Annotated in this window: 22 protein-coding genes; 7 read left to right on the plus strand and 15 right to left on the minus strand. The window is 68.5% G+C overall.

What is annotated here, in order from left to right; all coding sequences use genetic code 11:
* Nucleotides 1–27: 27 nt before the first annotated feature.
* On the minus strand, nt 28–1,308 hold the full coding sequence (thrC, locus tag VB738_RS05640; RefSeq protein ID WP_323304809.1) for a threonine synthase: 1,281 nt from the start codon (nt 1,306–1,308) through the stop codon (nt 28–30).
* Nucleotides 1,309–1,474: 166 nt separating this feature from the next.
* On the opposite strand from thrC, the gene VB738_RS05645 reads away from it, so the two are divergent.
* On the plus strand, nt 1,475–4,360 hold the full coding sequence (locus VB738_RS05645) for a UPF0182 family protein (RefSeq protein ID WP_323304810.1): 2,886 nt from the start codon (nt 1,475–1,477) through the stop codon (nt 4,358–4,360).
* A gap of 93 nt (nt 4,361–4,453) precedes the next feature.
* Here VB738_RS05645 and fba read toward each other — a convergent pair whose 3' ends face one another.
* The 10 genes from fba to VB738_RS05695 all read right to left on the minus strand — a co-directional run bounded on the left by fba (nt 4,454) and on the right by VB738_RS05695 (nt 13,258).
* Nucleotides 4,454–5,527: a class II fructose-bisphosphate aldolase gene (gene fba / locus VB738_RS05650; protein ID WP_216908898.1), complete on the minus strand. Its 1,074-nt coding sequence runs from the start codon at nt 5,525–5,527 to the stop codon at nt 4,454–4,456.
* Between the two features lie 105 nt (nt 5,528–5,632).
* Complete coding sequence (locus VB738_RS05655; protein WP_323304811.1) at nt 5,633–6,715, minus strand: Gfo/Idh/MocA family oxidoreductase; 1,083 nt, start codon at nt 6,713–6,715, stop codon at nt 5,633–5,635.
* Nucleotides 6,702–7,148 (minus strand): hypothetical protein, encoded by a 447-nt coding sequence (locus VB738_RS05660; RefSeq protein WP_323304812.1) that lies wholly within the window; start codon nt 7,146–7,148, stop codon nt 6,702–6,704. Before VB738_RS05660 ends, VB738_RS05655 begins: the two co-directional genes overlap by 14 nt.
* A complete protein-coding gene (gene accD / locus VB738_RS05665; RefSeq protein ID WP_323304813.1) occupies nt 7,145–8,035 on the minus strand; it encodes an acetyl-CoA carboxylase, carboxyltransferase subunit beta in 891 nt (296 codons plus the stop codon). Before accD ends, VB738_RS05660 begins: the two co-directional genes overlap by 4 nt.
* A gap of 39 nt (nt 8,036–8,074) precedes the next feature.
* The gene (locus VB738_RS05670) at nt 8,075–8,926 is read right to left on the minus strand and encodes a prepilin peptidase (RefSeq protein WP_323304814.1); all 852 of its coding nucleotides are present in this window, start codon (nt 8,924–8,926) and stop codon (nt 8,075–8,077) included.
* Nucleotides 8,923–9,300: a hypothetical protein gene (locus VB738_RS05675; RefSeq protein WP_323304815.1), complete on the minus strand. Its 378-nt coding sequence runs from the start codon at nt 9,298–9,300 to the stop codon at nt 8,923–8,925. The genes VB738_RS05670 and VB738_RS05675 overlap by 4 nt, the downstream gene beginning before the upstream one ends.
* 52 nt (nt 9,301–9,352) lie before the next feature.
* Nucleotides 9,353–10,255 carry a phosphoribulokinase gene (locus tag VB738_RS05680; protein ID WP_323304816.1) on the minus strand — a complete coding sequence of 301 codons (903 nt, stop codon included), beginning with the start codon at nt 10,253–10,255 and terminating at the stop codon, nt 9,353–9,355.
* An 80-nt stretch (nt 10,256–10,335) separates the two neighbouring features.
* The gene (gene leuB, locus VB738_RS05685; protein WP_323304817.1) at nt 10,336–11,418 is read right to left on the minus strand and encodes a 3-isopropylmalate dehydrogenase; all 1,083 of its coding nucleotides are present in this window, start codon (nt 11,416–11,418) and stop codon (nt 10,336–10,338) included.
* 28 nt (nt 11,419–11,446) lie between these two features.
* Nucleotides 11,447–12,475 (minus strand): UDP-3-O-(3-hydroxymyristoyl)glucosamine N-acyltransferase, encoded by a 1,029-nt coding sequence (lpxD, locus tag VB738_RS05690; protein ID WP_323304818.1) that lies wholly within the window; start codon nt 12,473–12,475, stop codon nt 11,447–11,449.
* Between the two features lie 57 nt (nt 12,476–12,532).
* A complete protein-coding gene (locus VB738_RS05695; protein WP_323304819.1) occupies nt 12,533–13,258 on the minus strand; it encodes a polysaccharide deacetylase family protein in 726 nt (241 codons plus the stop codon).
* 102 nt (nt 13,259–13,360) lie between these two features.
* Between VB738_RS05695 and VB738_RS05700 the strand changes: the two genes are divergently transcribed.
* The 5 genes from VB738_RS05700 to VB738_RS05720 all read left to right on the plus strand — a co-directional run bounded on the left by VB738_RS05700 (nt 13,361) and on the right by VB738_RS05720 (nt 18,723).
* Nucleotides 13,361–15,715: a S8 family peptidase gene (locus VB738_RS05700; RefSeq protein ID WP_323304820.1), complete on the plus strand. Its 2,355-nt coding sequence runs from the start codon at nt 13,361–13,363 to the stop codon at nt 15,713–15,715.
* Between the two features lie 178 nt (nt 15,716–15,893).
* Entirely contained in the window at nt 15,894–16,334 is a 441-nt protein-coding gene (locus VB738_RS05705) for an SRPBCC domain-containing protein (protein ID WP_323304821.1), read from the plus strand.
* 342 nt (nt 16,335–16,676) lie between these two features.
* Nucleotides 16,677–17,069, plus strand: a complete 393-nt coding sequence (locus VB738_RS05710) for a DUF1801 domain-containing protein (protein ID WP_323304822.1) — start codon at nt 16,677–16,679, stop codon at nt 17,067–17,069.
* 62 nt (nt 17,070–17,131) lie between these two features.
* Nucleotides 17,132–18,358, plus strand: a complete 1,227-nt coding sequence (locus VB738_RS05715) for a cytochrome P450 (protein WP_323304823.1) — start codon at nt 17,132–17,134, stop codon at nt 18,356–18,358.
* Nucleotides 18,359–18,411: 53 nt separating this feature from the next.
* Nucleotides 18,412–18,723 carry a hypothetical protein gene (locus VB738_RS05720; protein ID WP_323304824.1) on the plus strand — a complete coding sequence of 104 codons (312 nt, stop codon included), beginning with the start codon at nt 18,412–18,414 and terminating at the stop codon, nt 18,721–18,723.
* A 28-nt stretch (nt 18,724–18,751) separates the two neighbouring features.
* Here the strand turns inward: VB738_RS05720 and VB738_RS05725 are convergent, their stop codons facing one another.
* Nucleotides 18,752–20,176 (minus strand): mechanosensitive ion channel domain-containing protein, encoded by a 1,425-nt coding sequence (locus VB738_RS05725; RefSeq protein WP_323304825.1) that lies wholly within the window; start codon nt 20,174–20,176, stop codon nt 18,752–18,754.
* A 125-nt stretch (nt 20,177–20,301) separates the two neighbouring features.
* On the opposite strand from VB738_RS05725, the gene VB738_RS05730 reads away from it, so the two are divergent.
* Nucleotides 20,302–20,697 carry a hypothetical protein gene (locus VB738_RS05730; protein WP_323304826.1) on the plus strand — a complete coding sequence of 132 codons (396 nt, stop codon included), beginning with the start codon at nt 20,302–20,304 and terminating at the stop codon, nt 20,695–20,697.
* A 35-nt stretch (nt 20,698–20,732) separates the two neighbouring features.
* Here VB738_RS05730 and VB738_RS05735 read toward each other — a convergent pair whose 3' ends face one another.
* From VB738_RS05735 to VB738_RS05745, 3 genes are read right to left on the minus strand one after another with little or no spacing between them, the layout of a single operon-like run.
* Entirely contained in the window at nt 20,733–21,578 is an 846-nt protein-coding gene (locus VB738_RS05735; protein ID WP_323304827.1) for a hypothetical protein, read from the minus strand.
* 16 nt (nt 21,579–21,594) lie between these two features.
* Nucleotides 21,595–22,431, minus strand: a complete 837-nt coding sequence (locus VB738_RS05740; protein WP_323304828.1) for a hypothetical protein — start codon at nt 22,429–22,431, stop codon at nt 21,595–21,597.
* A 56-nt stretch (nt 22,432–22,487) separates the two neighbouring features.
* Nucleotides 22,488–25,490 carry a CHAT domain-containing tetratricopeptide repeat protein gene (locus VB738_RS05745; RefSeq protein ID WP_323304829.1) on the minus strand — a complete coding sequence of 1,001 codons (3,003 nt, stop codon included), beginning with the start codon at nt 25,488–25,490 and terminating at the stop codon, nt 22,488–22,490.
* Nucleotides 25,491–25,584: the final 94 nt, after the last annotated feature.

Genomic DNA, 25,584 nt, shown 5'->3' on the forward strand with positions numbered 1-25,584 from the left:
CAGGCAGGACGGGAGAAAGGGGGGCGATCAGGCCCGGGGGGCGGCGCCGCCGTGGGAGGCCTGGGAGCGTTCCCAGGCCTCGTGGAAGCTGGCCAGCTGGGGCTCGATGGTGTAGGGGGCACCGATCGAGGAGGCGATCGCTTCGGTGGTCTTGAGGCCGTTGCCGGTGATGTAGGCGACGGTGGTTTCCGAGGGGTCGATCTTGCCTTGCTCCACCAGCTTCTTGAGCACGGCGATGGTGGTGCCCCCGGCGGTTTCGGTGAACACCCCCTCCATCTCGGCCAACAGCTTGATGCCGTCGATGATCTCCTCATCGGTGACCGCCGCGATCGTGCCGCCGGTGCGATTGGCGATGTCGATGGCGTAGGGGCCGTCGGCCGGGTTGCCGATGGCGATCGACTTGGCGATCGTGTTCGGCTTCACCGGGGTGATGAAATCGCGGCCGGCGGCGAAGGCCTGGGCGATGGGGGAACAGCCCTCCGCCTGGGCGCCGCTGAAGCGCACTGGCTTTTCATCAACGAGGCCCACCTTGATGAATTCATCGAAGCCCTTACGGATCTTGGTGAACAGGGAGCCGGAGGCCAGGGGGGCCACGATGTGGTCGGGAAGCTGCCAGCCGAGCTGCTCGATCACCTCGTAGCCGAGGGTCTTGGAGCCTTCCGAGTAATAGGGGCGAAGGTTGATGTTGACGAAGCCCCAGCCATAGGTGTTGGCCACCTCGGAGCAGAGCCGGTTGACCTGGTCGTAGTTGCCCTTCACCGCCATCAGGGTGGGGTTGTAGACGAGGGTGCCGAGCACCTTGCCCAGCTCCAGATCACTGGGGATGAAGACGCAGCACTCCAGGCCGGCGTGGGCGGCGATGGCGGCGGTGGAGTTGGCCAGGTTGCCGGTGGAGGCGCAGCTGACCGTGGTGAAGCCCAGCTCCCTGGCCCGGGTGAGGGCCACCGAGACGACGCGGTCCTTGAAGGACAGTGTCGGCATGTTGACGCCGTCGTTCTTGATGTAGAGGGAGGAAAGGCCGAGACGCCGTGCGAGGCGATCCGCCTTGAGCAGGGGGGTGAAACCGGTGCCCACGTCAATGGGCTCCCCCTCGACGGGCAGGAATTCCCGGTAACGCCAGATCGAGGTGGGGCCTGCCTCGATGGTGGCGCGGCTGACGCGGCTGCGGATGGCGTCGTAGTCGTAGACCACCTCGAGGGGCCCGAAGCAGACGTCTTCACAGACGTGGCGGGCTCCGGCCTCATAGGGATGACCGCATTCCTTGCAGCGCAGGCCCGTGAAGGTGGAGCGGGAAAGGGTGGCGGTCAAGGGAATCCCGGTGACTGCGGGCCAAGCTAACAGCGGCGTCCGGAACCAGCCGGTAAAGCCGACCTTCGGCATCGGGTATGGCAACGATGCCGGTGTCCAAGCACCATCGGCGACACGCCGGGGAAGCGCCGCTTGTCGCCCTCTGGGTTCTGCCTACGCTCCGTTTGTGCCCGTTCCCACCCCTCTGCCCTCCCGCGTCGGGCCACGCCTCGCCGTCGGCCTGGCGATCGCCTTCGGGCTGCTGCTGGCCCTCTGGGCGGGGGCCCGGCTGGCCATCGAATGGCTCTGGTTCGCCCAGTTCGACTTCCAGGGCATCCTCGTGCGGCGCTGGATGCTGCAGGTCTCCGCCTTCGCGGCGGTCTTCGGCCTCGGTTCGGCCCTGCAGCTGGCCCAGCTGCAGCGCTGCTGGCGGCTGCGGGAGCAGGGTGCCGAGGCGCCCCGGCCGAGTGAGCCCCTGCTGCGGCTGGGCAACGGCGCCCTGGTGGCGGTGCTGATCGGCCTGGTGCTGCTGCTGGCCGGCGGCCTGAGCTACCTGATGGTGCAGGCCCGGGGACTGATCGCCAACCCCTTCAACGGCGATGTGATCACCGGCTTCTCCGTGCTCCGCGATCTGCCGCCCCTGCTGGTGGCGGGCCTGGCGGGGGGGCTGCTGCTGCCGTTGCTGCTGTGGCCCCTCACCACCCTGCGGATCACCCTGGCGGCTGCTCTGGCGGGCTCGGCCACAGCCGTGGCCCGGGGCTGGAGCCTGTGGCTGCCCGCCCTGCTGGCCACCCCCTTCGGGGAAGGGGATCCCCTCACCGGTTTCGACCTGTCGTTCACGGTGCTGCGCCTGCCGGCCCTGCGACTGCTGCTGAGCGTGCTGCTGGCCCAGGGGCTGGTGGGGCTGGCGGCCTGCCTGCTGCTGACCGTCGGCAGGGGCCGCAGCCTCAGCGATCTGCGCTTCGACGGGCTCAGCAAGGCGCAGCAGCGGGTGCTGCAGCCCCAGGTGGCGGCCCTGGCTGTCCTGATGGCGCTCAGCAACGCCCTGGCGCCCTTCGATCTGATGGTGCAGGGCAGCGGCGTGGCCTCGGGGGCGGGCTACGTGGATCTGCACGTGCGCCTGCCCCTGCGGCTGCTGTTCGCGGTGCTGCTGCTGCTCACGGCCTGCGCCCTGCTGGTGCCCCTGCCGCGGGGCTGGGTGCGCCGCGGCGCCCTGCTGCCCCTGGCCGGCACGGCCGTGCTGGTGCCGATCAGCGAATGGGTGATCACGCCGCTGGCCCAGCGCTTCTGGGTGCAGCCGCGGGAGCTGGCGGTGGAGGCCCCCTACCTGGAGCGAAGCATCCGGGCCACCCGCCGGGCCTTCGGCCTGGAGCACGTGCGCAGCCTGCGGCTCGAACCCAACCAGGGCCTGACGCAAGCGGATCTGGCCAGCGCGCCCGGCACCCTCGACAACATCCGCCTCTGGGACAGCCAGCCCCTGCTGGCCGCCAACCGCCAGCTGCAGCAGCTGCGCCTCTATTACAACTTCCCGTCGGCGGATGTCGATCGCTACCCGCTGCAGGGCAACGCGGCCCGCAATGGCTCCCAGCAGGTGCTCATCTCGGCGCGGGAGCTGGACAGCAGCGCCCTGCCGCCAGGCTCGCGCACCTGGCTGAACCGCCATCTGGTATTCACCAACGGTCACGGCTTCACCGTCTCGCCGGTGAACGCCTTCGGCGCCGACGGCCTGCCCCTGTTCTTCGTCAAGGACCTGGGCAGCAGCGGCCGGGTGCAGGGCATCCCCGAGCTGGGCATCACCGACAAGGAAGCCCAGGCGGCGCTGCCGGTGGGCAGCCCGAGCCTCTATTTCGCCTCCGGCCCCTCCCCCTACGCGATCGCCCCCACCAAGGTGAAGGAGTTCTCCTATCCGGAGGGGGAACTGAACGTCTACACCCACTACACCGGCACCCGGGGGATCTCCCTGGCCTCTCCCCTCAACCGGCTGGGGGCGGCGATCTACCTGCGGGAACCGCGGCTGCTGTTCACCGGCTCCTTCACCGACCGCTCCCTGCTGCTGCTGCGCCGGCAGGTGAACCAGCGCCTGACGGCCCTGGCGCCGTTCCTGCGCTTCGAAAGCCAGCCCTACCTGGTCACCGCCCGGGTGGCCGGCAGTGAGGGGTACCGGCCGGACCAATACCAATACTGGCTGCTGGACGGCTTCACCACCAGCCGCTCCTACCCCTACAGCGATCCCAACCCCCAGGGTCTGCGCTACTTCCGCAACCCGGTGAAGGCAGTGGTGGATGCCCACGACGGCCGGCTCTGGCTGTACGTCAACGACGCCCGCGACCCGGTGCTGCGCACCTGGGTGCGCGCCTTCCCGGAACTGTTCCGCCCCCTCTCGGCCATGCCGCCGGCCCTGCTGGCCCACATCCGGGTGCCCAAGAGCCAGTTCGACATCCAGTCGGAGCGGCTGCTGCGCTACCACGTCACCGACGTGCGCACCTTTTACAACGGCGACGACGTCTGGTCGGTGCCCACCGAGATCTACGGCGAAAGCAACATGCCGGTGTCGCCATACCACCTCACCCTGCAGCTGCCCGGCCAGCAGCGCTCCGAGTTCGTACTGCTGCTGCCCTTCACCCCCCTGCGGCGCTCCAATCTGGTGGGCTGGCTGGCGGCCCGCAATGATCCGCCCCACTACGGGGAGCTGATGCTGGTGCGCTTCCCCCAGCAGCGGCTGCTGCTGGGGCCCCAGCAGGTCACGGCCCTGATCGACCAGGACCCGACGATCAGCTTCCAGTTCGGCCTCTGGAACCGGCTGGGCTCACGGCTGTTCCGCGGCAATCTGCTGGTGCTGCCGGTGGGCAAGGGCCTGCTGTATGTGGAGCCGATCTATCTGCAGTCGAAGAGCAACGATCTGCCCACCCTGGTCCGGGTGGTGGTCAGCGACGGACGCCGCTTCGTGATGGAGCGCAGCCTGCGCCGGGCCCTGGAGCGGCTGGTGGACGCGGCCCCCACCGGCAAGGAGGAGGCGGCGTCCAGCAAACCGCCGCTCCCCGATGGCACGCCGTTGCCCCTGCCACTGCCCTGAGCGCCCCACCCTGAGCCCCATGGGGGCCGGCCATGAAAAAGGGGGCCCGTGGGCCCCCGATGGATCGATGCTGGATCGCTGGCGGGACGCCGATCAGGCGGCGACAGCGGTCTTGGGATCGAGGGCACCCTTGGCGTAGAGGGCGGCGTAGTAGTTGATGTCGCGCTGCTTGATCTTGCTGGCGTTGCCGGCACACCAGAACTGCTGGTAACGGTCGAGGCAGACCTTCTTCATGTAGGCCCGGGCGGGCTTGTTGAAGTGGCGGGGATCGAAGTTGGCGGGATCCTTGGCTGCGGCTTCCCGGACGGCGGCGGTGAAGGCGAGGCGGTTGTCGGTGTCGATGTTCACCTTGCGCACGCCGTTGCGGATGCCTTCCTGGATCTCCTCGACGGGAACGCCGTAGGTCTCGGGGATGGCACCGCCGTACTTGTTGATCATGTCCAGCCATTCCTGGGGAACGGAGCTGGAGCCGTGCATCACCAGGTGGGTGTTGGGGATGGCCTTGTGGATCTCGGCGATCCGGGAGATGGCCAGCACTTCGCCGGTGGGCTTGCGGGTGAACTTGTAGGCGCCGTGGCTGGTGCCGATGGCGATGGCCAGGGCATCCACCTTGGTCTTGGCGACGAAGTCGGCGGCCTCGGCAGGGTCGGTGAGCAGCTGGGAATGGTCGAGGGAGCCCTCGAAACCATGGCCGTCCTCGGCTTCACCTTTGCCGGTTTCCAACGAACCCAGGCAACCCAGCTCGCCTTCCACACTCACGCCGATGGCGTGGGCCACGTCCACCACTTCCTTGGTGACGGCCACGTTGTAGTCGTAGCTGGCGGGGGTCTTGGCGTCGGCCTCCAGGGAGCCGTCCATCATCACCGAGGTGAAACCGTTGGCAGCGGCGCCGTAGCAGGTGGCGGGGCTGTTGCCGTGGTCCTGGTGCATCACCACCGGGATGTCGGGATAGGTTTCCACCGCGGCCAGGATCAGGTGGCGCAGGAAGCTTTCGCCGGCGTACTGACGGGCGCCACGGGAGGCCTGCAGGATCACCGGGCTGTCGGTTTCGTAGGCAGCCTCCATGATCGACTGCACCTGCTCCAGGTTGTTGACGTTGAAGGCAGGAATGCCGTAGCCGTTTTCTGCGGCGTGATCGAGCAGCAGACGAAGCGGTACGAGCGCCATGGGAAATCTCGCGGTTTTTGGGTGGGTACGGTTGGGGAGAACCGTGGTCGGAGGACGGCTGGCGGGGTCGTCCCGCCGGGTCTGACGGGGAGTCTAGGGGATGCCCTACGGGCCTCCTGTTCCCAGGCGGGCCCAGTCGCAGCAGCGCTGGCTGGTCACGGCCTCGGCCAGTCCGGGCACCATCGGCCGGCGCTCCCGCACCGCCTGCGACCACCAGCCCAGCAATCGCCGCACCGGGGCGATGCGGCCGTCCTCCCAGGTGCGGCCATAGGCCAGGGCCGGGTCGGCTGGAACGGGCCGCAGGGCCTCACCCGGCCGCGCCATCCACAACTGCATGCCGTGCACGTAGTCGGCCTGGTTGCTGGAGCCCAGCACCAGGGTGGCCTCGCTGCCATAGAGCTCGATCCAGTAGCCCCGTCCCGCCCGAGCCACCGAGGAGAGGGCGAGCTGGGCGGGCACGGGGCGGCCGCGCCGGTCTTCGAGGTCGAGCTGGATCAGGGCGCTGTCCTCGGCATCCACCACCCCCATGGCGCCGGAGCCCGGGATGGGGCGCTCGCCGATGGCGGTGCTGAGCCGGGCGGTGAGACCGCAGCTGGGGCCGATCAGCCAGTGGAGGGTGTCAAAGGCGTGGGTGCCGAGGGCGCCGAGCACCCCTCCGCCAGCGGCCGCCTGGGAGTACCAGCTCCAGGGGCGGCTGGGATCGGCGCGGCTGGACATCAGCCAGTCGAACGTCACCAGCCAGGGATCCCCCAGCACCCCCGCCTCGAGCAGGGCCGCCAGCTGCTGGACATGGGGCACGGCCCGGTACTCGAAGTCGACCGCCACCACCAGGCCCCGGGCGATGGCGAGGCGCTGCAGCTCCTCCACCTGGCCGGCATGGAGGGCCACCGGCTTCTCCAAGAACAGGTGCTTGCCCGCCTCCAGGGCGGCGCGGGCCAGGGCGAAACGGGGCTCCGGCGGCGTGGCGATCACCACCGCCTCGACGGCGGGATCGGCCAGGAGGCCGGCGAAATCGTCGAAGGCGGGCAGCTCCGCCGCCTGGCCCGCGGCGGCGGCCCGTTCCGCCCGGGGGTGCCAGAGGGCCACCGGCTCGGTGCCCGGGGCGTCCCGCAGGGCCGTCAGGATCACCTTCTCGCCGAAGCCGAGGCCAGCGACGGCGACCCGCAGGGGCGCCTCAGGCCGTCGCATCGCTCTCCTGGTTCCGGCGGGCGGCGTCGCAGGCGGCATGCAGCACCCGGATCGTGAGGTTGTCGCCGGCGGCGGCCTGCCAGGTGGCTCCCCAGCGGGGCAGGCCGTTGACGGCGGTGTCGCGGTACAGCTCCTCGTCGCAGTCGAGCTGCATCACGTACAGCTGGCCGACGGGGGGTCGGGCGTCCTCGGCCGCATCGGCGGCGGCGGCGGGCTGGAAGCGGCTCAGCACAGAAAGGCGCCCCTCGCGATCGAAGCGCAGACTGCCGGCGTCCCACCACTGGCGGCCCTCCGGGCCGGCCTCCACCTCCTGCCAGTCGACCGGGCCGGCGACGGCGACGGCGGGAGCCGCCAGCCAGCAGCCCAGCAGCAGCAGCACCGCCAGCAGAGCGGCGGCGAACGGGGCGCGGCCACCTCCCATGACACCGCTCATGGCACCACGGACACGGCCGGCCGCAGGCTGCCGTGCAGCCGCAGCAGGGTGGCCAGGGTGCCGCGCAGCTGGGGCCGGGGCACGATCGTGTCGACGAAGCCGTGGTCCTGGAGGTATTCGGCGGTCTGGAAACCCTCGGGCAGCTTCTCGCCCAGGGTCTGCTCGATCACCCGCCTGCCGGCGAAGGCGATCATCGCCTTGGGCTCGGCCAGGATCAGGTCGCCGAGCATGGCGAAGCTGGCGGTGACCCCACCGGTGGTGGGATGGGTGAGCAGGGGCAGGTACAGAAGTTCGGCGCTGCGGTGGCGCTGCAGGGCGCCGGACACCTTGGCCATCTGCACCAGGCTGAGCATCCCCTCCTGCATGCGGGCGCCGCCGGAGGCGCAGACGATCATCAGGGGGTAGCGGCGGGCGGTGGCCAGCTCCACCAGGCGGGTGAGCTTCTCGCCCACCACCGAGCCCATGGAGCCGCCCATGAAGCGGAAGTCCATCACCCCCAGGGCAAGGGGCATGCCCTCCAGGCGGCAGAGGCCGGTGACCACGGCATCCCGCAGGCCCGTGGCCCGCTGGCTGTCGCGCAGCCGGTCGGCGTAGCTGCGGCGGTCCTTGAAGGCGAGCGGATCGGTGGGAGCCAGATCGGCATCGATGGGCTCGAAGCTGCCCTCATCGGCGATCAGGCGGATGCGCTCGGCGCTGTCGATGCGGTGATGGTGGCCGCAGCCCTTGCAGACACTGGCGTTGGCGATCAGGTCCTTGCGGTAGACCACCAGGCCGCATTCGGCGCACTTGCTCCAGAGGCCATCCCCCTCGTCGGCCTCAGGGCCCTTGCTGGCCCGGACGGCGGGGGCGTTCTTGCGGCGATCGGCGAACCAGTCGAACAGGGACATGGGGCGACGGCGGCGACGGGGAACGGAGACCAGTGGCCATTAAAGACCCAGGCCCCACAGGCGCAGCCAGGGGCCGTGGCCGCCGATCCAGACCGCCAGGGCGGCGGCAGCCAGAAAGGGGCCGAAGGGGAAGGGCTGCTGGCGGCCGAGACGGCCGCTGAGGCGGGCGATGCCCCCGATCAGGGCACCGCCGAGCACCGACAGGCTCACGGCCAGGCCCAGACCCAGCGGTCCGAGCCAGGCGCCCATCAGGGCCGCCAGCTTGGCGTCCCCCAGGCCCAGGGCCGGCCGGCCCATGGCCTTCTCGGCCAGGCCGCTGAGGGCCTCGAAGCCCAGCAGGCCGGCAGCCACCGCCAGCAGGTGGGAGAACAGCAGCGCCCGGCCCACCTCGGCCCCCTGCGGGAAGCCGACGCCGGCGGTGACCGCCAGGCCAAGCAGCACGCCCCAGCGGCAGAGGGGTTCGGGCAGCCAGAGACTGTCCAGATCGATCAGGGCCAGGGGCAGCAGCCAGCTGGCCAGCAGCCAGCCGGCCGCCAGCAGCAGCCAGGGGCTTGGGTCGGGGCCCATGGCCGCAGGGCGGGCGAAGAGCATGGCCACCCAGAGGCCGGCGGTGAGCAGCTCCACCAGCGGATAGCGGACGGCGATCGGGGTGTGGCAGTGGCGGCAGCGACCGCGCAGCAGCAGCCAGCTGAGCAGGGGCACGTTCTCGAACCAGGCCAGGGAGGCGCCGCAGCGGGGGCAGTGGCTGCCGGGGAACACCAGCGACTCCTCCCGCGGCAGCCGCCAGACCACCACGTTGAGAAAGCTGCCGATGCAGGCGCCGACCAGGGCCACCAGGGGGGCCAGCAGGGGCAGGCCGGCGCTGGGGACGATCAGGGCGTCGGAGGTCATGGCAGCGGGCGGCTGGATCCCCCGCGAGCGCCGCGTCCCCGGGCCGACCGGGGGCGCAGCAGCTCCATCGGCACGAACTGCTCGTCCGGCAGGAGGATGGGCAGCTCGAACACCACCCGCCCCTGGGGGCCGGCACCGAGCAGCACCACCCCCAGCGGTTCGGGGGCGGTGGGGCAGGCCTCGAGGAAACGGAAGTAGACCCGGCGCGAGCAACGCAGCAGTTCGGCGCTGTTGATGCGGTCAAGGCGCAGGGAGCCCGCCGACGGGGAGGCCGAGGACTCCCCGCCCCGGATGACGAAGGAAGGGCTTGCCGATGGCGGGTTGCCGGATCCGGGCGGGTGGATGGTGGGGGGCTGGGCGGTGATGGGATTCACCGATTCCTTTCGGGGGATCTTAGGGCCGAAAGGAAGATCGAGAGATCGATCTTCAGCTCAGTTGCTTCTTCTCCTCGATCATCTTGTGGATGATCGGCGTGAGGATGATCTCCATGGCGAAGCCCATCTTGCCGCCGTTCACCACGATGCTGGTGGGGCTGGACATGAAGGAATCGTGGATCATGCGCAGCAGGTAGGAGAAGTCGATGCCCCACTTCTCACGGGCGCCCTTGCGGAAGTGGATGATGACAAAGCTCTCGTCCGGGCTGGGGATGTTGCGGCAGATGAACGGGTTGGAGGTGTCCACCGTGGGCACCCGCTGGAAGTTGATGTCGGTGCGGCTGAACTGGGGGCAGATGTGGTTGATGTAGTCGGGCATGCGGCGCAGGATCGTGTCGACGATCGCTTCGGCCGAGTAGCCGCGCTCGGCGTTGTCGCGGGAGATCTTCTGGATCCACTCCAGGTTGGCGATCGGCACCACGCCGATCAGCAGATCCACCAGGGCCGCCACGTCGTAGCCGTCGCCCACCACACCGCCATGGAGGCCCTCATAGAAGAGCAGGTCGGTGGCGGTGGGGATGGGCTCCCAGGGGGTGAACTGGCCGGGGTCCAGGCTGGTGCCGAGGCGGGCGTTGTGCTCGGCCGCCTCCTCCACCGAGTGGAGGTAGTAGCGGCGGTTGCCGCTGCCGGTCTCGCTGTAGGTGCGGAACAGCTCCTCGAGCTTGTCGAAGATGTTGGCCTCGGGGCCGAAGTGGGAGAAGTTCTCGCCGCGGGCCTGGGCCTCGGCCATCGCCTGCTTCATGGGGCCCCGCTCGAAGCGGTGGAAGCTGTCGCCTTCCACCACCGCCGGGATGATGCCCTCGCGGGAGAAGATGTGCTCGAAGGCCCGTTTGACGGTGCTGGTTCCCGCTCCCGAGGAACCGGTGACAGCCACGACCGGGTGACGCTTCGACATCGACGCAGGGGGGTTCAGAGGCTGTGAGTTTGGCAGGTCGCCGGCCCGCCCTCACCGCGGCCGTTACCCGAGGGGGGCGCTCAGGCCGGCAGGGCCGCCAGCAGCTGCTCGCCCATGGCCTGGCAGCCCACCCGGGTGCAACCTTCGCCCATCAGCAGGTCGCCGGTGCGGTAGCCGGCGGCCAACACCCGGTCGACGGCGGCCTCCAGGTCGGCGGCGGCGGCCTCCTGCTGCAGGCCCACCCGCAGCAACATGGCGGCCGACAGCACCATGGCGATCGGGTTGGCCTTGTCCTGGCCGGCGATGTCGGGGGCGGAGCCGTGCACCGGCTCGAACAGGCCCGGGCCGCCTGAGCCGAGGGAGGCCGAGGGGAGCATGCCGATCGAACCGGTGAGCATGGCGGCCTCATCCGAAAGGATGTCGCCGAAGAGGTTGCCGGTGAGGATCACGTCGAACTGGCGCGGCTCGCGCACCAGCTGCATCGCGGCGTTGTCGACGTACATGTGGCTGAGTTCGACCGCGGGGAACTCGGTGTGGATCGCCTCCACCCGGTCGCGCCACAGCTGGCTGACATCGAGCACGTTGGCCTTGTCGACCGAGCAGAGCCGGCCGCGGCGTGAGGCCGCCAGGCGGAAGCCCACCCGGGCGATCCGGTCCACCTCGTGGTCGCTGTAGACCATGGTGTTGAAGGCGCGCACGCCGCCATCCACCTCGATGCGCCCCTTGGGGGTGCCGAAGTAGATGCCGCCGATGAGTTCGCGAACCACCAGCAGATCCACCCCTTCGATCACCTCGGGGCGCAGGCTGCTGGCGCCGGCCAGGGCCGGGATGATCTTCACGGGCCGCAGGTTGGCGAACAGCCCCAGGCCGGAGCGCAGGGCCAGCAGGCCGCTCTCGGGGCGCTGCTCCCGGGGCAGGGCATCGAAGCGGGGGGCGCCGATGGCGGCGAGCAGCACCGCATCGGAAGCCCGGCAGGCGGCCAGGGTGCTCTCCGGCAGGGGCTCGCCGGTGGCGTCGATGGCGGCGCCGCCGACGGGCTGCGGATCGAACGAGAGGCTGAAGCCGTGGCGGCCGCTCACCGCCTCCAGCAGGGTGCGGGCCACCGCGGTGATCTCCGGACCGATGCCGTCCCCCGCGAGCAGGGTGATCCTGTAGCTGGTCATCAAGAGGGGGGCCGGGCAGCAGGCGAGGCTACTTCTGCAGCTGCCGCAGGGTGCGGGCCATCTCGGGCAGCTTGTTGAAGACGGCGGAGCAGCGCAGCCAGAGCCGGTTGGGGATGGCGGGGTAGCCGCTGACCACCTCGCCGGCGGCGATCTCGCCGTGGATGCCGGACTTGGAGGAGGCGATGGCCCGGTCGCCGATCACGGCCCGGTTGGCGACGCCCACCTGGCCGGCAAGGATCACGCCGTTGCCGAGCACGGCGCCGCCGGCGATGCCCACCTGGGCGGCCAGGGCACAGCCTTTCCCTGTGAGCACGCCATGGCCGACGTGGACCAGGTTGTCGATCTTGGTGCCGGCACCGATGCGGGTCTCGCCGACGGACGGACGATCGATGGTGGAGCCGCAGCCCACCTCGACCCCGTCTTCGAGCACCACCCGGCCGGTCTGGGGCATCTTCACCCAGCCCGAAGCGGTGGGCACGAAGCCGAAGCCCTCGGCGCCGATCACCGCCTGCGACTGGATGACGCACCCCGCCCCGAGGCGGCTGCCGGGATGGAGCACGGCGTTGGCGTGGATCTCGCAGCCCTGGCCGAGCTGCACGTCTTCATAGAGAACGACGCCGGGATGGAGCACGCAGCCGGCGGCCACGATGCTGCCGGCCCCGATCACCCCATGGGCCCCCACATGGACATCGGCGGCCACAGCCGCGCTGGGGTCAACCACGGCGCTGGGGTGGATCCCCGGGGGCTTCGGGGTGGGCGGATGCAGGGCGGCGAGGGCCTGGGCGAAGCCAAGGCGCGGATCCTTGAGGGCCACCCAGGCCAGGCCGCGCTCGCTGGCCAGCTGCTGGATTTCTTCGTCGAGGGGCAGCAGCAGGGCGGCGGCGCCGCTGGCGGAGAGGGCGGCCGCAAGGGCGTTGCCGGGTTCGAGGAAGGCCAGCTGGCCGGGGCCGGCGCGATCCAGCGCTTCGGCGCCCGTGATCTCCGGATCCTCCCCCAGGTGCCGAGGGCTGCCGTCCTGCACGGCGCCGATCCGGGTGAGCAGGCTGCTGAAGCGCATTCCCCAGGGGGCGGACGGCCCGGATCGTAGGCCCCACACCCGCCGGCAGATGCCGGATCAGGCGGCCGGATCGAGCAGCTCCTGCAGTGGCACGAAGCGGTAGCCGCGGCGGCGCAGGTCGGGAACGATGCGACGCAGGGTCTCGAGGGTGCGCCGGTTCAGGTCCGGGGTGTCATGCAGCACCAGAATCCCTCCGGGGTGGGCATTGAGGCGCACGAACAGGCGCACGAACCACAGGGGTGGCTGCCGGATGTCCCAGGGAAAGATCGAACCGAGCACCAGGCGGTAGCGCCGGGCCGCGAGGGCGTCGAGCATGGTCTGGTGAAACCAGCCCTGCCCTGGGCGAAACCAGCGCCAGCGCAGCGTGGCGGGGGCGGCGGCCCGGGCGATGACCCGCTCGGTGTCGACCAGCTGCTGCTGGAACACCGCTGGTGGAAGGCCGGCGGAGGGCTCGTCGATCCAGAGGTGGTTGCCGAGGTCGTGGCCCAGCTGCAGGGCCCGGCGGGGAAAGCGCTGGTCACAGTCGAGGTGGGTGCCGATCAGGAAGAAGGTGGCCGGCACTTCGAGCTCCCGCAGCAGGGCCAGCAGGGCTTCCGACCCCGGGCCGCTGGGTCCGTCGTCGATGGTCAGGGCCAGCCGCTTCTGCCGGCCCCGGCCGCAGAAGACAACCCGCGGAAACAAGGGAACCAGCAGCAGGCGGATCAGCAGCGAGGGCAGCAGCACCACCAACACCACCAGATCCAGCAACAGAACCAGGGCCAGAACGGAGAGGAGCAGGGTCATGGGCGGGGACGGCCTCAAGAACGATGACACCGGTGGCGGTCCGTGGCCCGGTGGCGGCCGGGCTGGCTAGGGCGGGGGTCGGTTCCCTTCTTGTGCGCCACCATGACCGCCCCGAAGAAAGCCGCCGCCGCCGCCGGCAGCGCCAGCGCCCCGATCGCGCGGGGGCAGGCCCGCACGGTGATCTACTGCCACGGGATCTCCAACATGCCCCCTGAAGGGGTGTTGCGCTCGGAGTGGGACCGGGCCCTGTTCGGTGCCGACCAGGGGGAGCGCACCCGCATGGCCTACTGGGTCGATCGGGAGCGCTACCCGGAGACGGCGGGCTTCTCCACCCGGGCGATCGGTGACGACCGGGCGACGCTGCAGCCGGAGGCGGAGGGGCTGCTGGCCGCCTCGATCCAGGACAGCGATGCGCCGGAAGCGTCGCAGGCGTTCGTGGACGCGCTGACGGCCCAGCTGGACGCGGCCGCCCAGACGGCGGCCGATCGGGGGGCGCCGATGGGAGGACCCGCGACGCTCTCGATGGAGGCGAAGGGGCTGTGGAGTCCGGTGACGGCGATGTTCACCAAGGCATTCATGGCCGATGTGAACGATTTCCTGTTCAACAAGACGAAGCGGGAACGGATGGTCCAGACGGTGAAGGACCGGATCAGCACCGGCGGGGGCCCCTTCGTGGTGGTCGGCCACAGCCAGGGGAGCATGGTCACCTACCAGGCGCTGATGGAGCTGGGCGCCGCCCTGGAGGTGGATCTTTACGTGACGATCGGGTCGCCGCTGGGGCTGCCCCAGGTGACCGACGTACTGCAGAAGTGGCACGGCAAGACGCTGCCGATCCCGGCCGGTGTGAAGCGCTGGGTGAACATCGCCCAGGACGGCGACATCGTCTGCCTCGACCAGACCCTGGCCGATGAATACGGCGCCGCCGGCAAGCCGAAGATCGTCGATGAACGGGTGACGGGGGTGGTGTGGCCGCCCAGCAAAGCCCATTCCGCCAGCCGCTATCTGTCGCGCCAGTCGACCCAGGAGACGGTGATGACGGCGCTGGACCGCTCCCGCTTCCAGCCGGTGAGTCCCATGACGGTCGCCCGCAGCCTGGCCGATGCCCTGGATGTGGAGGCCACCGCCCGGGTGCCGGTGCTGATCGAACTGGCGGATCGCTCGGCGGGGGCAGGCGAGGGTGGCGATTCACTGCAGAAAGCGCGGGAAGCGGTGCTGGAGTGGATCCAGGCGCATGTGCTGCAGGCTCCGATCACCGCCGAGACGGTGTTCCTGGAGGACCAGCTGGATCGCTACGTGGCGGTGAACCTGACCCGCGCCGAAGTGGAGACGCTGGCGGGGTCGATGAGCCGCCAGTACGGAGCGAGTTCACCGGCGGTGTACCGGATGTTCAGCAACAGCCGCAAGAAGGCGCTGATGCACGATTCAATCCACACCGTGCAGGCCCGCACCGCCCAGCTGGGCTACAACGCCTGCGGCCAGGGCATCACCTGGGCCGTGCTGGACACCGGCATCGACCGGCAACACCCCCACTTCCACAACCCGAGCTTCTCCCCGGACGGAACGGTCGCCGCCGAGTGGGACTGCACCGCGCGGGGGCCGGTGAAGCCGGGCAGCGGCAACGATGCCAACGGCCACGGCACCCATGTGGCAGGCATCATCGCCGGCGGGCTGCTGTCGGTGGGCGGCGAGGGCGGCCCCGACCTGCTGGCGATGGCCCCCCGGGCCCGGATCGTCAGTTACAAGGTGCTGGCCGACAACGGCGGCGGTTACGACGCCTGGATCATCAAGGCGATCGACCACATCTGGAGGCAGAACCAGGACGGGCGGCGCCTGGCGATCCAGGGGGTGAACCTGAGCCTGGGAGGGCCGTTCGATCCGGCCAGCTTCGGCTGCGGCGATTCACCGCTGTGCGCCTCATTGCTGCGGCTGGTGCGCCAGGGGGTGCTGGTGGTGCTGGCGGCGGGCAACGAGGGCAGCGGCGACATCGTGGTGGACGGCTTCAGCGCCACCCGCTCATTCGATCTGTCGATCGGCGATCCGGCCAACCTGGATGAGGCGATCGCCGTGGGGTCGGTGCACCCGACCCTGCCCCACCGCTACGGCACCTCCTACTTCTCCTCACGCGGTCCCACCGCCGATGGCCGCCTCAAGCCCGACGTGGTGGGCCCGGGAGAAAAGATCCTGTCCTGCCGCAGCAGCAGCGACCCCAAACGCACCCCCAGCCGCGACAAGGGCAAGAGCCTCGATGAGCTCTACGTGGCGCTTTCCGGCACCAGCATGGCGGCGCCCCACATCTCCGGACTGCTGGCCGCCTTCCTCTCGGTGCGCACCGAATTCATCGGCTATCCCGATCGTGTGAAGCGGATCCTGCTGGAGCACTGCACCGACCTGCAACGGGACCCCTACCACCAGGGGGCGGGCCTTCCGAATCTCTCGAAGATGTTGCTGGAGACTTGAGGGATCACGGGTCCGTGAACCACGGCTAGGGTTTCGCGAGACGAGGACCCAAGCAGGGTGAGGCTCTCAGCGATTCAGATTCAGCTGCTGGGTGTTTCACGGAAAGGGGTGGATCATGAGGCGTGGTTCAGGGAAGCCACCTAAGATCAACTATGCAGCCTCAGCCGAGAGAAAAGTCATGAAACGGTTAGCTTATTCAATCAAGATCAACAAACCCGTCAATCTGGTTTACGAAAAGCTAATGGACAAAGCAGTGTACCCAGCTTGGGCAAAGGCCTGGGGTGAAGGCATGACCTACGAAGGAGAGTGGAAAGAGGGGCAACACATCTCATTTTTTGACAAAACCCAAGGTGGCACGAAAGTACTTATCGAAAGGATCGTGCCCCATGAAACCATCAAGATGAAACATGTCGCCATGGTCAATCCTCAAAATATTGAAGTATCACTAACCGATCAGATGATGCGAAAGTGGATCGGTTCGCGAGAAGATTATTTCTTTAGGAACGAAGGGGATGTCACGACGCTTGAGGTTGTCATGGTGGCCGATGAGGCATTTGAGGAAATGATGAACGCTTGGTCTCAAGCACTCCAGTTGTTCAAAAATGCATGCGAAGCCTAACTACCGGAACAGCGGACGACGTTCCGCAGCCGCTGAACCGGAGCGCTAGGCTGAGAATCTTTGTTCCTCACTCAGCAAGGAACTCGGCACCATGGCACACCAGACCAATTCCTAGTAGCTTTCCGAGTTGAATGGACTGTCCATCCAAGTCATGCGCCTTGAAAACATAACGTCGGAACCCGAATTTGAGCTCTCTTCTGCAGATAGGTCGTTGAATGCTTTCGCGGTCTTGGACAACACAGCAGGTAGAATCATTCTGATCACGACTGAGAAACTCATCCACAGCATAATCAGAGCTGGTTTGCTACGCTTGAAATACCTGACTGAGGAGGGTTTGGCCACATGCGCACCATCACCAGGATGGGCATCTTCGAAGACGTGGTGAAGAGAGCACCCAAGGAAGTTGGCGACATCTGTTTGGCGCTCAGATCCTTGATCGCTGGACTACACCCGGATGCTGTTGAGGTGCCCAGACCCGGAGAACCTTCGGCTGCCTATGGCTACGGTGAGAAGAAGATGTCTGAAGCCTATGCCTACATCATGCCGCAGAAGACCTACGCCAATCTTGGCTTCTACCACGGAGCCAGCATCGCCTCCACAGACTCACTCCTTGAGGGGACGGGCAAGACCCTCCGGCACATCAAGGTGCGCAGTGTCGTAATGGCCCAGTCCGATGCGATCAAAGCCGTTCTTCTGGCTGCGATGGAGGAACGCAGGACGGCGCTAGGCGTCTGAAAGATCGAGTCCCTAAGCGGACTTGGCTTTCTCGTTAACGTAATCGACACAACTCCCCGACCATGACGACAGCCCTGTTCAGCCCGGCGATGCTGGTCGATCCTTACCCGACCTACGCCGCGTTGCGGCGGACCGACCCGGTCCACTGGCATGAACCGTTCGGGGCCTGGGTGCTGACCCGTTACGACGATGTGGTGGCCGCCACCCAGGACCCCCGGCTGCGCTCCGATCGTGCCGGCGGGATGGGTGAGCGGGCCGGCTGCCCCGAGCTGCAGAGGCTTTTCGAAGTCATCGGGGCCCAGATGAACATCACGGACCCGGCAAGGCACCATCGGCTCCGCGCCCTGGTGGCCAAGGTGTTCACGCCAAGGGCCGTGGACCACCTGCGGCCGGCCGTCGAGACGCTCGTGAATGAGCTGCTGGACCAGCTGCCGGAGCAGGGACGCTTCGATGTGATCGCGGACTTTGCCTTCCCATTGCCGGCGCGGGTCATCGCCCGCCTGCTCGGCCTGGCATCGGGTGATCTGGAAAGCCTCAAGCGCTGGTCGGACGACTTCTCCGCCATCTTCGGCACCGATCCCTCCGCCGTGACCCCCGAGCAGTACCAACGGGCGTTGCAGAGCACCCATGAGCTGACCGCCTTCTTCGGAGCGGAATTCGACAAGCGCCGGGAAACTCCCAGCGAGGATCTGTTGAGCCTGCTGGTTCACGCCGAGATTGATGGCGATCGGCTCAGCGAGACGGAGCTGATCGCCAACGCCAATCTGTTCCTGGCGGCCGGCCACGAGACGACCACCCACCTGATCGGCAACGGCCTGCTGGCCCTGCTGCGCCACCCCGACCAGCTGCAGCTGTTGGGCGACGAACCATCGCTGATTCCGAACGCCGTCGAGGAATTCCTCCGCTACGACGGCACGGTGCAGTTCATGTATCGGCAGGCGGGCGAGGATCTGACGATCGGCGGCCGCTCGATCCGCAAGGGCCAGCTCGTGTACCTGATGTTCGCCGCCGCCAATCGCGACCCTGCCCGGTTCCCGGAGCCCGACCGGCTCGACGTGCGGCGCCGGTTCGACGTCCACCTCGCCTTCGGCCATGGGCCCCACTACTGCCTGGGGGCGGCCCTGGCCAGGATGGAGGCCAGGATCGCCTTCACCGCACTGCTGCGGCGCTGCTCCGGGCTGCGACTCACAGGCGAAGCCCTGGAGTATCAGGACAACCTGGAGCTGCGCGGGCTCAAGGCACTGCCCGTGGCCTTTGATCACTGTTGGGCCGGGAATCCGGGTGATTGACGGAATCCAAGCCCGTCATGAGACTGCGTTGGACCCTCCCAGGCGTTGCTTCGATGGCCGTGATCGCCGTGTTCACCTACAAGGTGCGTCCCGGCCGATTCGGGGACGTCATGGCCAAGTTGCAGCAGGCGGCCGGTCCGGAATTCGAGAGTCCGGTGATGCCCAGAGCAGTGCGTCTGCTGCGCAATGCGGTGCCGGGCCCTGATACCGCCTCGCTGATTCTCCACATCGAATACGACGACATGGCGGCCTACGGCGCCCGAACGGCCTGGGAAAATCGGAACCCGGCCTGGCAGGAGCTGTTCGCCGCCAAGCCGGATTCCCCGGAGGAGCTGGAGTCCGTTCAATTGCTCGTTGCACTCTGACGGTCGGATGGCAACAGCGGAGGGGCGCTCAGCCCGCCTCCGTCTCCACCGAAGCCATGGCGGGACGTCCGGCCAGGACCCGTTTCAGCCGCTCGCGGAACCACTGCAGGGGGTGGCCCATGTCGGTGTCCTCGAGCAGGCCGCGCTGGCGCAGGCAGTCCTCGTAGCTGCGCAGCACGTCGCTGCGGCGGGCCACCTCCCGGGCGACGGTGTCGGCAAACTCGGGCCGCGAGGCCAGCAGGGCACGGAAGCTGCCGCTGGGCACGACGAACAGCGTCGTGTCCTCGGCCGCCACCATGGTGGTGGGGTAGGGCACCTGGAGCAGCAGCGGCAGTTCCCCGAAGAACTCTCCGGCGCTGAAGGTGAACAGCTTGCGGCTCACCCGGTCCGTTTCGTGGATCGCATCCACCGCGCCGCTCAGCACTAAGTGGAAGCAGCGGCCCTCATCGCCCTGGCGGACCAGCACCGTGCCGGCGGGCAGCGAACGGCGGGCGCCGCTGCCGACCAGTTCCCGCAACCGCCGCTCGTCCATGCTCCGGAAGCAGGGGTGGTCAGGCAGGGTGGCCCGCAGGGGGCGCCAGTCCTCGACTTCCCCGTCCTGAGCCACGGCGCGTCGGGCGGACAGCAGCTGGATCCGCTGACGGGCTCCGGCCAGTTCGATGTGGCGCTCCCTCAGCCCCTCCTCGATCGCGTAGTTGAGCGAACTGCGGAGGCTGAGGCTGGCGTCGATCGCCGAGGTCCAGGCCCAGAGCTCGAAGGCCATGCCCTGGCCCTGGAGGCCATGCAGGAGCACCTTCGGCGGCGGATCGGCCAGCACCGTGGATTCGGCCAGGGCCGCCTCCAGCAGCACCTCGGTCACGGCCAAAGGGTCGCTGCCGTGGGCCACCGTCACCGCCACATCCACACGGCCATCGGAGCTCAGGTAGCTGAGGTTCTTCACCGGCGCGTTGGTGATGGCCGAATTGGGCACCACAATTTCGGCGCCCTGGAAGGTGCGGATCACGGTGGAGCGGATCGAGATCTCCCGGATGAAGCCACTGGTGTCGCCGAACTCGATCTGATCGCCCACCTTCAGCTTCCCCTCCATCAGCAGGGTGAGGCCACTGGTGAGGTTGCGGGTGAGCTCCTGCAGCCCGAAGCCGATCCCCACCCCGAGAGCCCCGAAGATCACGGCGAGGGCGCCGATGTCGAGCCCCATCCCCTGGGCCACCACCACGTAGCCCAGGGAGGCCAGGCCCATCGACACGAGGGTGGCCACCGCTTCGCGCCGCCCCTCCGGCAGGGAGAACCAGCGCAGCACCCGTCCGGCCAGCAACCGCTTCAGCCAGCGCGCCGCCAGGCTCACGGCAAGCAGCAGCAGCAGCACCTCCACGACCCAGAGCAGGGAAAAGCTCTGGCGACCCAGCGGCAGCAGCGGGGCCGTGAACAGCTTCTGAAGGCGCTCGAGATCCACCCCTTGTGCTCCGCCGTTGCTCCCTTCTAGCCCGTGGGGGCGGGGTGATGCTGTCCGTGGCGGGCGGCAGCGCTGACGACCGCCCCTACAGTCGCCATCGAACCCAGCCATCTCTGGAGCAGCCCATGCGGTGCCAACTGCTCAGTGCGGCCATGGCTCTGGCGCTGGGCGCAACGCCCTCCTGGGCTGCCCCGGCAACACCACCCTGTGAGGCGGCGCTGGGCACCTGGGACTACGTGGCCCCCAGCAAGCCCGGCCGGGCCGTGGTCACCAAGCTGGCGGACGGTCGCCATCATCTGGTGTGGATCGTGTCGGAACCAGGCGCCACCGTCGCCGGCGCCTGGGAGGCCAGCTGCGAAGGCTCCCGCCGCACCTGGCGCGTGCTGTTCCCTTCGGATCCCGGCATCGCTGGGCTGAAGGTCGTGGAGGAGTTCGAGGTGGACGGCGATGCGATTCGTTTCTGGCTTCTGGGGCCGGATGGCAAGCGTGGGCCGATGGGTGGCGCCCGTCGCCTGCCCTAGAGCAGCCGCATCGGGCGTGCTCACCTGGACCTGGACTACAACCCTCCTGGCAGCCCAACCTGCACACTCTGCTCATTCAAAACGTAGTTCGGATCAAACGCCTTGAGCTTTCGATCCATCTGGACGTCCTGCTTCTCAGAATTATCCAGACGAAGACAGTCGCTTGGGTTGCCTTCCATGCAAAGCAAAGGAATGACGACAGAACTCTTGTCGTAGCCCCATTCCAAGATTCTGCCACCCAACAAACCGTTCCCCTTGGGTGGCTCACGGGTCAGGACGGGAACCAAAACGTCGACTTGGGCGGCATAGGATCCAGAGGGAAGTGAAACAATCAGGGACCGATGAATCGTTTCACCGGGATTGATGTGGTCGTCCACGAACAACTTCCCAGCTGCTTCGGTTGGGTAGGGCTGCAGCTCGGCGCCCCGTTCCACATGAATAGCATCAAAAGGCCCTTTGGCCCGCTCAGTAAAGGTGGATCGATTCAGCACCTGGCGGCGAATCGGGAACAACTCCCAGAAACTGCTGAGCAGATAGAGCCTGCGATTGCTGGCATTGGTGGCACTGACTTTCAGCTCCCGTTGCAGTGATGGTTGCGGTTGATCGCTCTGTCCATCAGCGGCGATTGGCGTCAGGCTGATCTGAAGACTGATGCTGGCTGGCTCCTGGGAAGGCACATACATCTCCTTCCAGATGAAGGTGTAGACCCCCCAGGAGGCGGCGATGATGATGCCGAGCGTCCGGACCCATTCGTGCAGCGATGACGAGCGCATCCAGGCCGGGATACGGAACGGGCCCGCATCAGCACCGGCGCCAGGCATCCCCATCTTGGGCAGCTTCTCACTGGCTCTTGGTGGCTTGATCGGTGATTCGCTGCTCACGGGCTGAGGTCTCTACTCACTTCTGACCGGTGAAGCTGGGCAGCCGCCTCGGGCAGGGGGAGTTGGGCAGCCTCCTGCAGCGCCGATTCATCACCGCCATCGTGTTGAAGGCAGCCCGATCCCTTCCCTTGCCCAGCTCGCTCAGCAGCGCTGGATCGGGCACCTGGTCCTTGGCGAGCTGGGCCATTGATCCGTCGGAGCAGCCGCCCAGATCCGTCACCCCGAGGCCGGTGAGCAAGGCATAGGAGCGCTGGCTGCGGGTCCCCATCTGCTCGGCCATGGCGGTGCCGTAGGCCCCGTTGGCCGGGGCAATGAGCTGATCTGGCCTGTGGGGATCCTGGGGCTTGGGTTGCAAGTTGGTGCCACCGATCAACACCCCCGCCAGGCAGTTGGCCTGAAGGTTGGCGGCTGCTGGCGGCTGGAGCGATGCTCCCCGCTGGCCAAGGATCGCCATGCCCAGGCCGGTCCCGACCCAATAGGCCACGCCCCACTCCCCATGGCGGCTGGCCTCCTTCACCAGCCTGGTGCGATCCAGCAACACCTTGCCGCTGGCGGCGCAATAGACGGTAGGAGTCTGGGCTCCCGTTGCCACGAAGGCCGTCGTGGTAGCTCCAGGGCAGATCGATAGGGGCGTCTGGCCGGCGGGAAGCACCTCCACGGCCGGCCAGGGCAGCTTCGCGGTGGCTGGGTCCGCTTTCCAGCTCTGGCGGAGCTGGCTGGCGATGGCCGCCACCATGGCGTCCAGTTCGGCAGAGTCGCCTGCGGGGGCCGCGGCCCCCGGGGCCCCCGGCGCCAGCAGCGAGACGGAGAGCAGCAGCGCGCCCAGGGCCGCAGCCCCCTGGTGGTGTCGCATGGAGAAACAACAGCAGCCGACCGCCGGATCAGTCTGCCTGGTGTGCGGGGGATGGCTCACAACCCCGGGATCGGCCCCCCATCACCGGTGAGTTGCCAGGCGGCCCAGAACTTGTGGTCGGCCCAGTCCGGCTCCGGCGGATTGCTGCGGAACTCCTGCTGTACCGTCGCCAGCGCCTCCATGCGACCCATCCCCTGCTTGAGCAGGGCCACGTAGCGCTGCATGAACGACGCCGTGGCGTCATCGTCCACCTTCCACAGCGACAGCAGGGTGGAGCGGGCGCCGGCCACGGTGAGGGCCCGCTGCAGGCCGTAGACCCCCTCGCCGGTCTGCAGAGTGCCGGAAGCAGTGTCACAGGCGGAGAGCACCACCAGCTCGGTGCCATCCAGCTGCAACTGGGCCGCCTCCTTGGCGGTGAGGTAGCCGTCGTCGCTGACCACGGCGGCCGGGGCGGCCTGGCCGGACGGGCGGCTGCGGTTGGCCCCAGCCAACACGATGCCGCTGTTCAGCAGCGGGTCGTCGCTGCCCGTGGTGAAGAACCCATGGCTGGCGATGTGCAACACCCTGGGGCCGCGCGCCTCCTGCAGCACCCCGGTGGTGGCGGCGGGTCCCTGATACAGGGCAGCACCGAGTCGTTCGGCGATCCAGCTCCCCTCGGCGGCCGTTGCCGGCAGCGGCTGCCATTGGCCTGGGCCGCCGAAATCCGGGGAGGCGAGGACCAGGGCGCGCTGGCCTCCGGCCCCGGGGCCACCCAGGTTGAGCAGGTCACGGCCGCTGGTGAGGATCCGCAGCTGCACCTGCTGGCCCAGGGTGGGAGCGGATTCGGACCCTGCCCCGCTCGGGCCTTCGCTGGGAGCCGGCAGTGCCGTGAACGGGATGCGGCTCAGCTCACCATCGGGGGAGACGAACCAGCGCCGCCGCCCCGCCAGTTGCGGCAGCAGGGGCCCCAGCACCTTCTGGCTCACCCGGGCCCAGAACGGTCCGGCGGGGCGGTTGCGGGCCAGGCTCTCGGCGAGGGCCAGCTGGATCAGGGGATCGATGGCCGCCGCCGGGCCGAGATTCACCGCACGGGTCGCCCCATCGGGGAACAGCAGCATCGCCAGGTAGCGCGCTTCCCCCCAGCTCCTGGCCTCCCGTTGACGGGCGTCGTAGGGGCGGAAGCGCTGGAACTCGATCAGCACCCCATCGGCCGGCAGGGCGGCGGCCACCTGGGCGGCGGCCACCAGTCGCGGGGTCAGGGCCGGCAACTGGCGGTAGAGCTCCTGCTCCAGCCGATCCCGCTCCTGCTGCAGCGTCCGTCGCTGCGCTTCGCTGAGGTTGACATCGGCCAGCCTGGCCGTCAGGGCCGTGAGCTGGCTCACCAGGATCTTCTGGGCCGGGGAACCACGGCCCAGCTGGGCCTGGCGGCGTTCGATGTCCTGCAGCAGACCGTGGCGGTTCAGGCGGGTGAACAGGGCCAGGGAGGCGCCGGCCGGCGTTGTGGCCACGAGGGAAAAGGGAATCTCCCAGACGCTGCCCAGGGCCTTGATCTGCTCCTGCCGCCGGGCCTGGGGAAGCAGCGGGGCCTCCCGCTGCAGGAACAGGGACTGGCTGCCGATGCCACGGCGCAGCAGGGGTTCGGCCTTGCTGTCGGTCCCCTGGCTCAGGTACGCCTTTGCGAGGTTGTTGACACTGAGGGCGGTGGTGGGGTGATCGGGCCCAAGCACGGACTCGTAGATCGCCAGGGCACGCAGAAACAGGGGTTCCGCCTTGGCATGGGCGCCCTGAAGACGGTAGAGATCCGCCAGGTTGTTGAGGCTGCCGGCGGTGCTGGGATGGTCGGGTCCCAGGGCCTTCTCCCGGATCGCCAGGGCGCGTTGGTGGAGCGGCTCGGCCAGGGTGGCGCCACCCTGATTGTCGATCAACACCGCGAGGTTGTTGAGCCCCGTGGCGGTGACGGGGTGGGCCGGCCCCAGCGTCTTCTCCTGGATGGCCAGGGCGCGGCGCAGCAGGGGCTCGGCGCGGGCGTGGGCGCCCTGATCGTCATAGAGCATGGCGAGGTTGTTGAGGCTGGCGGCGGTATCGGCGTGGCCGGAGCCGAGCACCTTTTCCCTGATCACCAGGGCCCGCCCCAGCAGGGGCTCCGCCCGCGCATAGGCGCCCTGGTTCCGGTAGAGCAGACCGAGGTTGTTCAGGCTGGTGGCCGTGGCGGGGTGCTCCGGGCCCAGCGCCGTCTCGTGGATCGCCAGGGCGCGCTGATAGAGGGGTTCGGCCCTGGCGAAAGCACCCTGGTTCTCCTGGAGCGCCGCCAGGTTGTTGAGGCTGGTGGCGGTGTCGGGGTGATCGTCACCCAGCGCCTTCTGCTTGATGGCAAGGGTGCGGCGCAGCAGGGGCTCCGCCTCCGCATAACGGCCCTGGTTGATGTATGCCGCCGCGAGGTTGTTGAGGCTGGCGGCGGTATCGCCATGATCGGGTCCAAGCGCCTTCTCCCTGATGGCCAGGGCACGCCGATACACGGCTTCGGCCTTGGCGTAGGCGCCCAGGCCGTTGTACAGAAGCCCGAGGTTAGTCAGGCCCAGGGCCAGACCTGGGTGATCTGGCCCCAGCGCCTTCTCGGCGACCAGCAGGGCGCGGCGGTAGAGGGGCTCGGCCCTGGCGTTGTCGTTCTGGTTGTAGTACAGCCAGGCGAGGTTGTTGAGGCTGAGGGCGGTGAGGGGATGGTCCGCTCCCAGGATCCGGGTCCGGATCGCCAGGGCCCGGGCCAGCAGGGGCTCGGCCCTGGTGAAGGCGCGCTCCTTGACGTAGAGCAGCCCGAGGGTGTCAAGGCTGGTGGCCGTATCGGGATGCTCGGGCCCCAGCGCCTTCTCACGCCAGGCCAGCACCTTCTGCCACAGCGCCGCCGCCTTGCCGTTCGCCCCCTTGGCCTCCAGGGCGTTGGCCTCGTCGATCCACTCCCACACCTGCGCCGGGGTCTGGGTGTAGCGCTCGCCCAGCGGCTGGGCGAGCCACGTCTGCTGTCGCGGCGACGGAGGCTGGCCGTGGCGATCGACAGCCGCGGACAGCCGTGCATCGGACAGCAACAGAACGGCCAGGGCGACTCCCCACCGAAACAGAACCGATGGCGAACCGGCTGACCGCGTCATGGGGTGGGCGTCTGGGGGCATCCTGACAAGA

Source organism: Cyanobium gracile UHCC 0139 (assembly GCF_034931325.1).
Classification (GTDB): domain Bacteria; phylum Cyanobacteriota; class Cyanobacteriia; order PCC-6307; family Cyanobiaceae; genus Cyanobium; species Cyanobium gracile_B.

Coding starts and splice junctions, on each gene's coding strand:
- fba (WP_216908898.1), bottom strand. CDS start 5,527: ATGGCGCTCGTACCGCTTCGTCTGCTGCTCGATCACGCCGCAGAAAAC.
- VB738_RS05655 (WP_323304811.1), bottom strand. CDS start 6,715: ATGCGACGGCCTGAGGCGCCCCTGCGGGTCGCCGTCGCTGGCCTCGGC.
- VB738_RS05660 (WP_323304812.1), bottom strand. CDS start 7,148: ATGAGCGGTGTCATGGGAGGTGGCCGCGCCCCGTTCGCCGCCGCTCTG.
- accD (WP_323304813.1), bottom strand. CDS start 8,035: ATGTCCCTGTTCGACTGGTTCGCCGATCGCCGCAAGAACGCCCCCGCC.
- VB738_RS05670 (WP_323304814.1), bottom strand. CDS start 8,926: ATGACCTCCGACGCCCTGATCGTCCCCAGCGCCGGCCTGCCCCTGCTG.
- VB738_RS05680 (WP_323304816.1), bottom strand. CDS start 10,255: ATGTCGAAGCGTCACCCGGTCGTGGCTGTCACCGGTTCCTCGGGAGCG.
- leuB (WP_323304817.1), bottom strand. CDS start 11,418: ATGACCAGCTACAGGATCACCCTGCTCGCGGGGGACGGCATCGGTCCG.
- lpxD (WP_323304818.1), bottom strand. CDS start 12,475: ATGCGCTTCAGCAGCCTGCTCACCCGGATCGGCGCCGTGCAGGACGGC.
- VB738_RS05695 (WP_323304819.1), bottom strand. CDS start 13,258: ATGACCCTGCTCCTCTCCGTTCTGGCCCTGGTTCTGTTGCTGGATCTG.
- VB738_RS05700 (WP_323304820.1), top strand. CDS start 13,361: ATGACCGCCCCGAAGAAAGCCGCCGCCGCCGCCGGCAGCGCCAGCGCC.
- VB738_RS05705 (WP_323304821.1), top strand. CDS start 15,894: ATGAAACGGTTAGCTTATTCAATCAAGATCAACAAACCCGTCAATCTG.
- VB738_RS05710 (WP_323304822.1), top strand. CDS start 16,677: ATGCGCACCATCACCAGGATGGGCATCTTCGAAGACGTGGTGAAGAGA.
- VB738_RS05715 (WP_323304823.1), top strand. CDS start 17,132: ATGACGACAGCCCTGTTCAGCCCGGCGATGCTGGTCGATCCTTACCCG.
- VB738_RS05720 (WP_323304824.1), top strand. CDS start 18,412: ATGGCCGTGATCGCCGTGTTCACCTACAAGGTGCGTCCCGGCCGATTC.
- VB738_RS05730 (WP_323304826.1), top strand. CDS start 20,302: ATGCGGTGCCAACTGCTCAGTGCGGCCATGGCTCTGGCGCTGGGCGCA.
- VB738_RS05740 (WP_323304828.1), bottom strand. CDS start 22,431: ATGCGACACCACCAGGGGGCTGCGGCCCTGGGCGCGCTGCTGCTCTCC.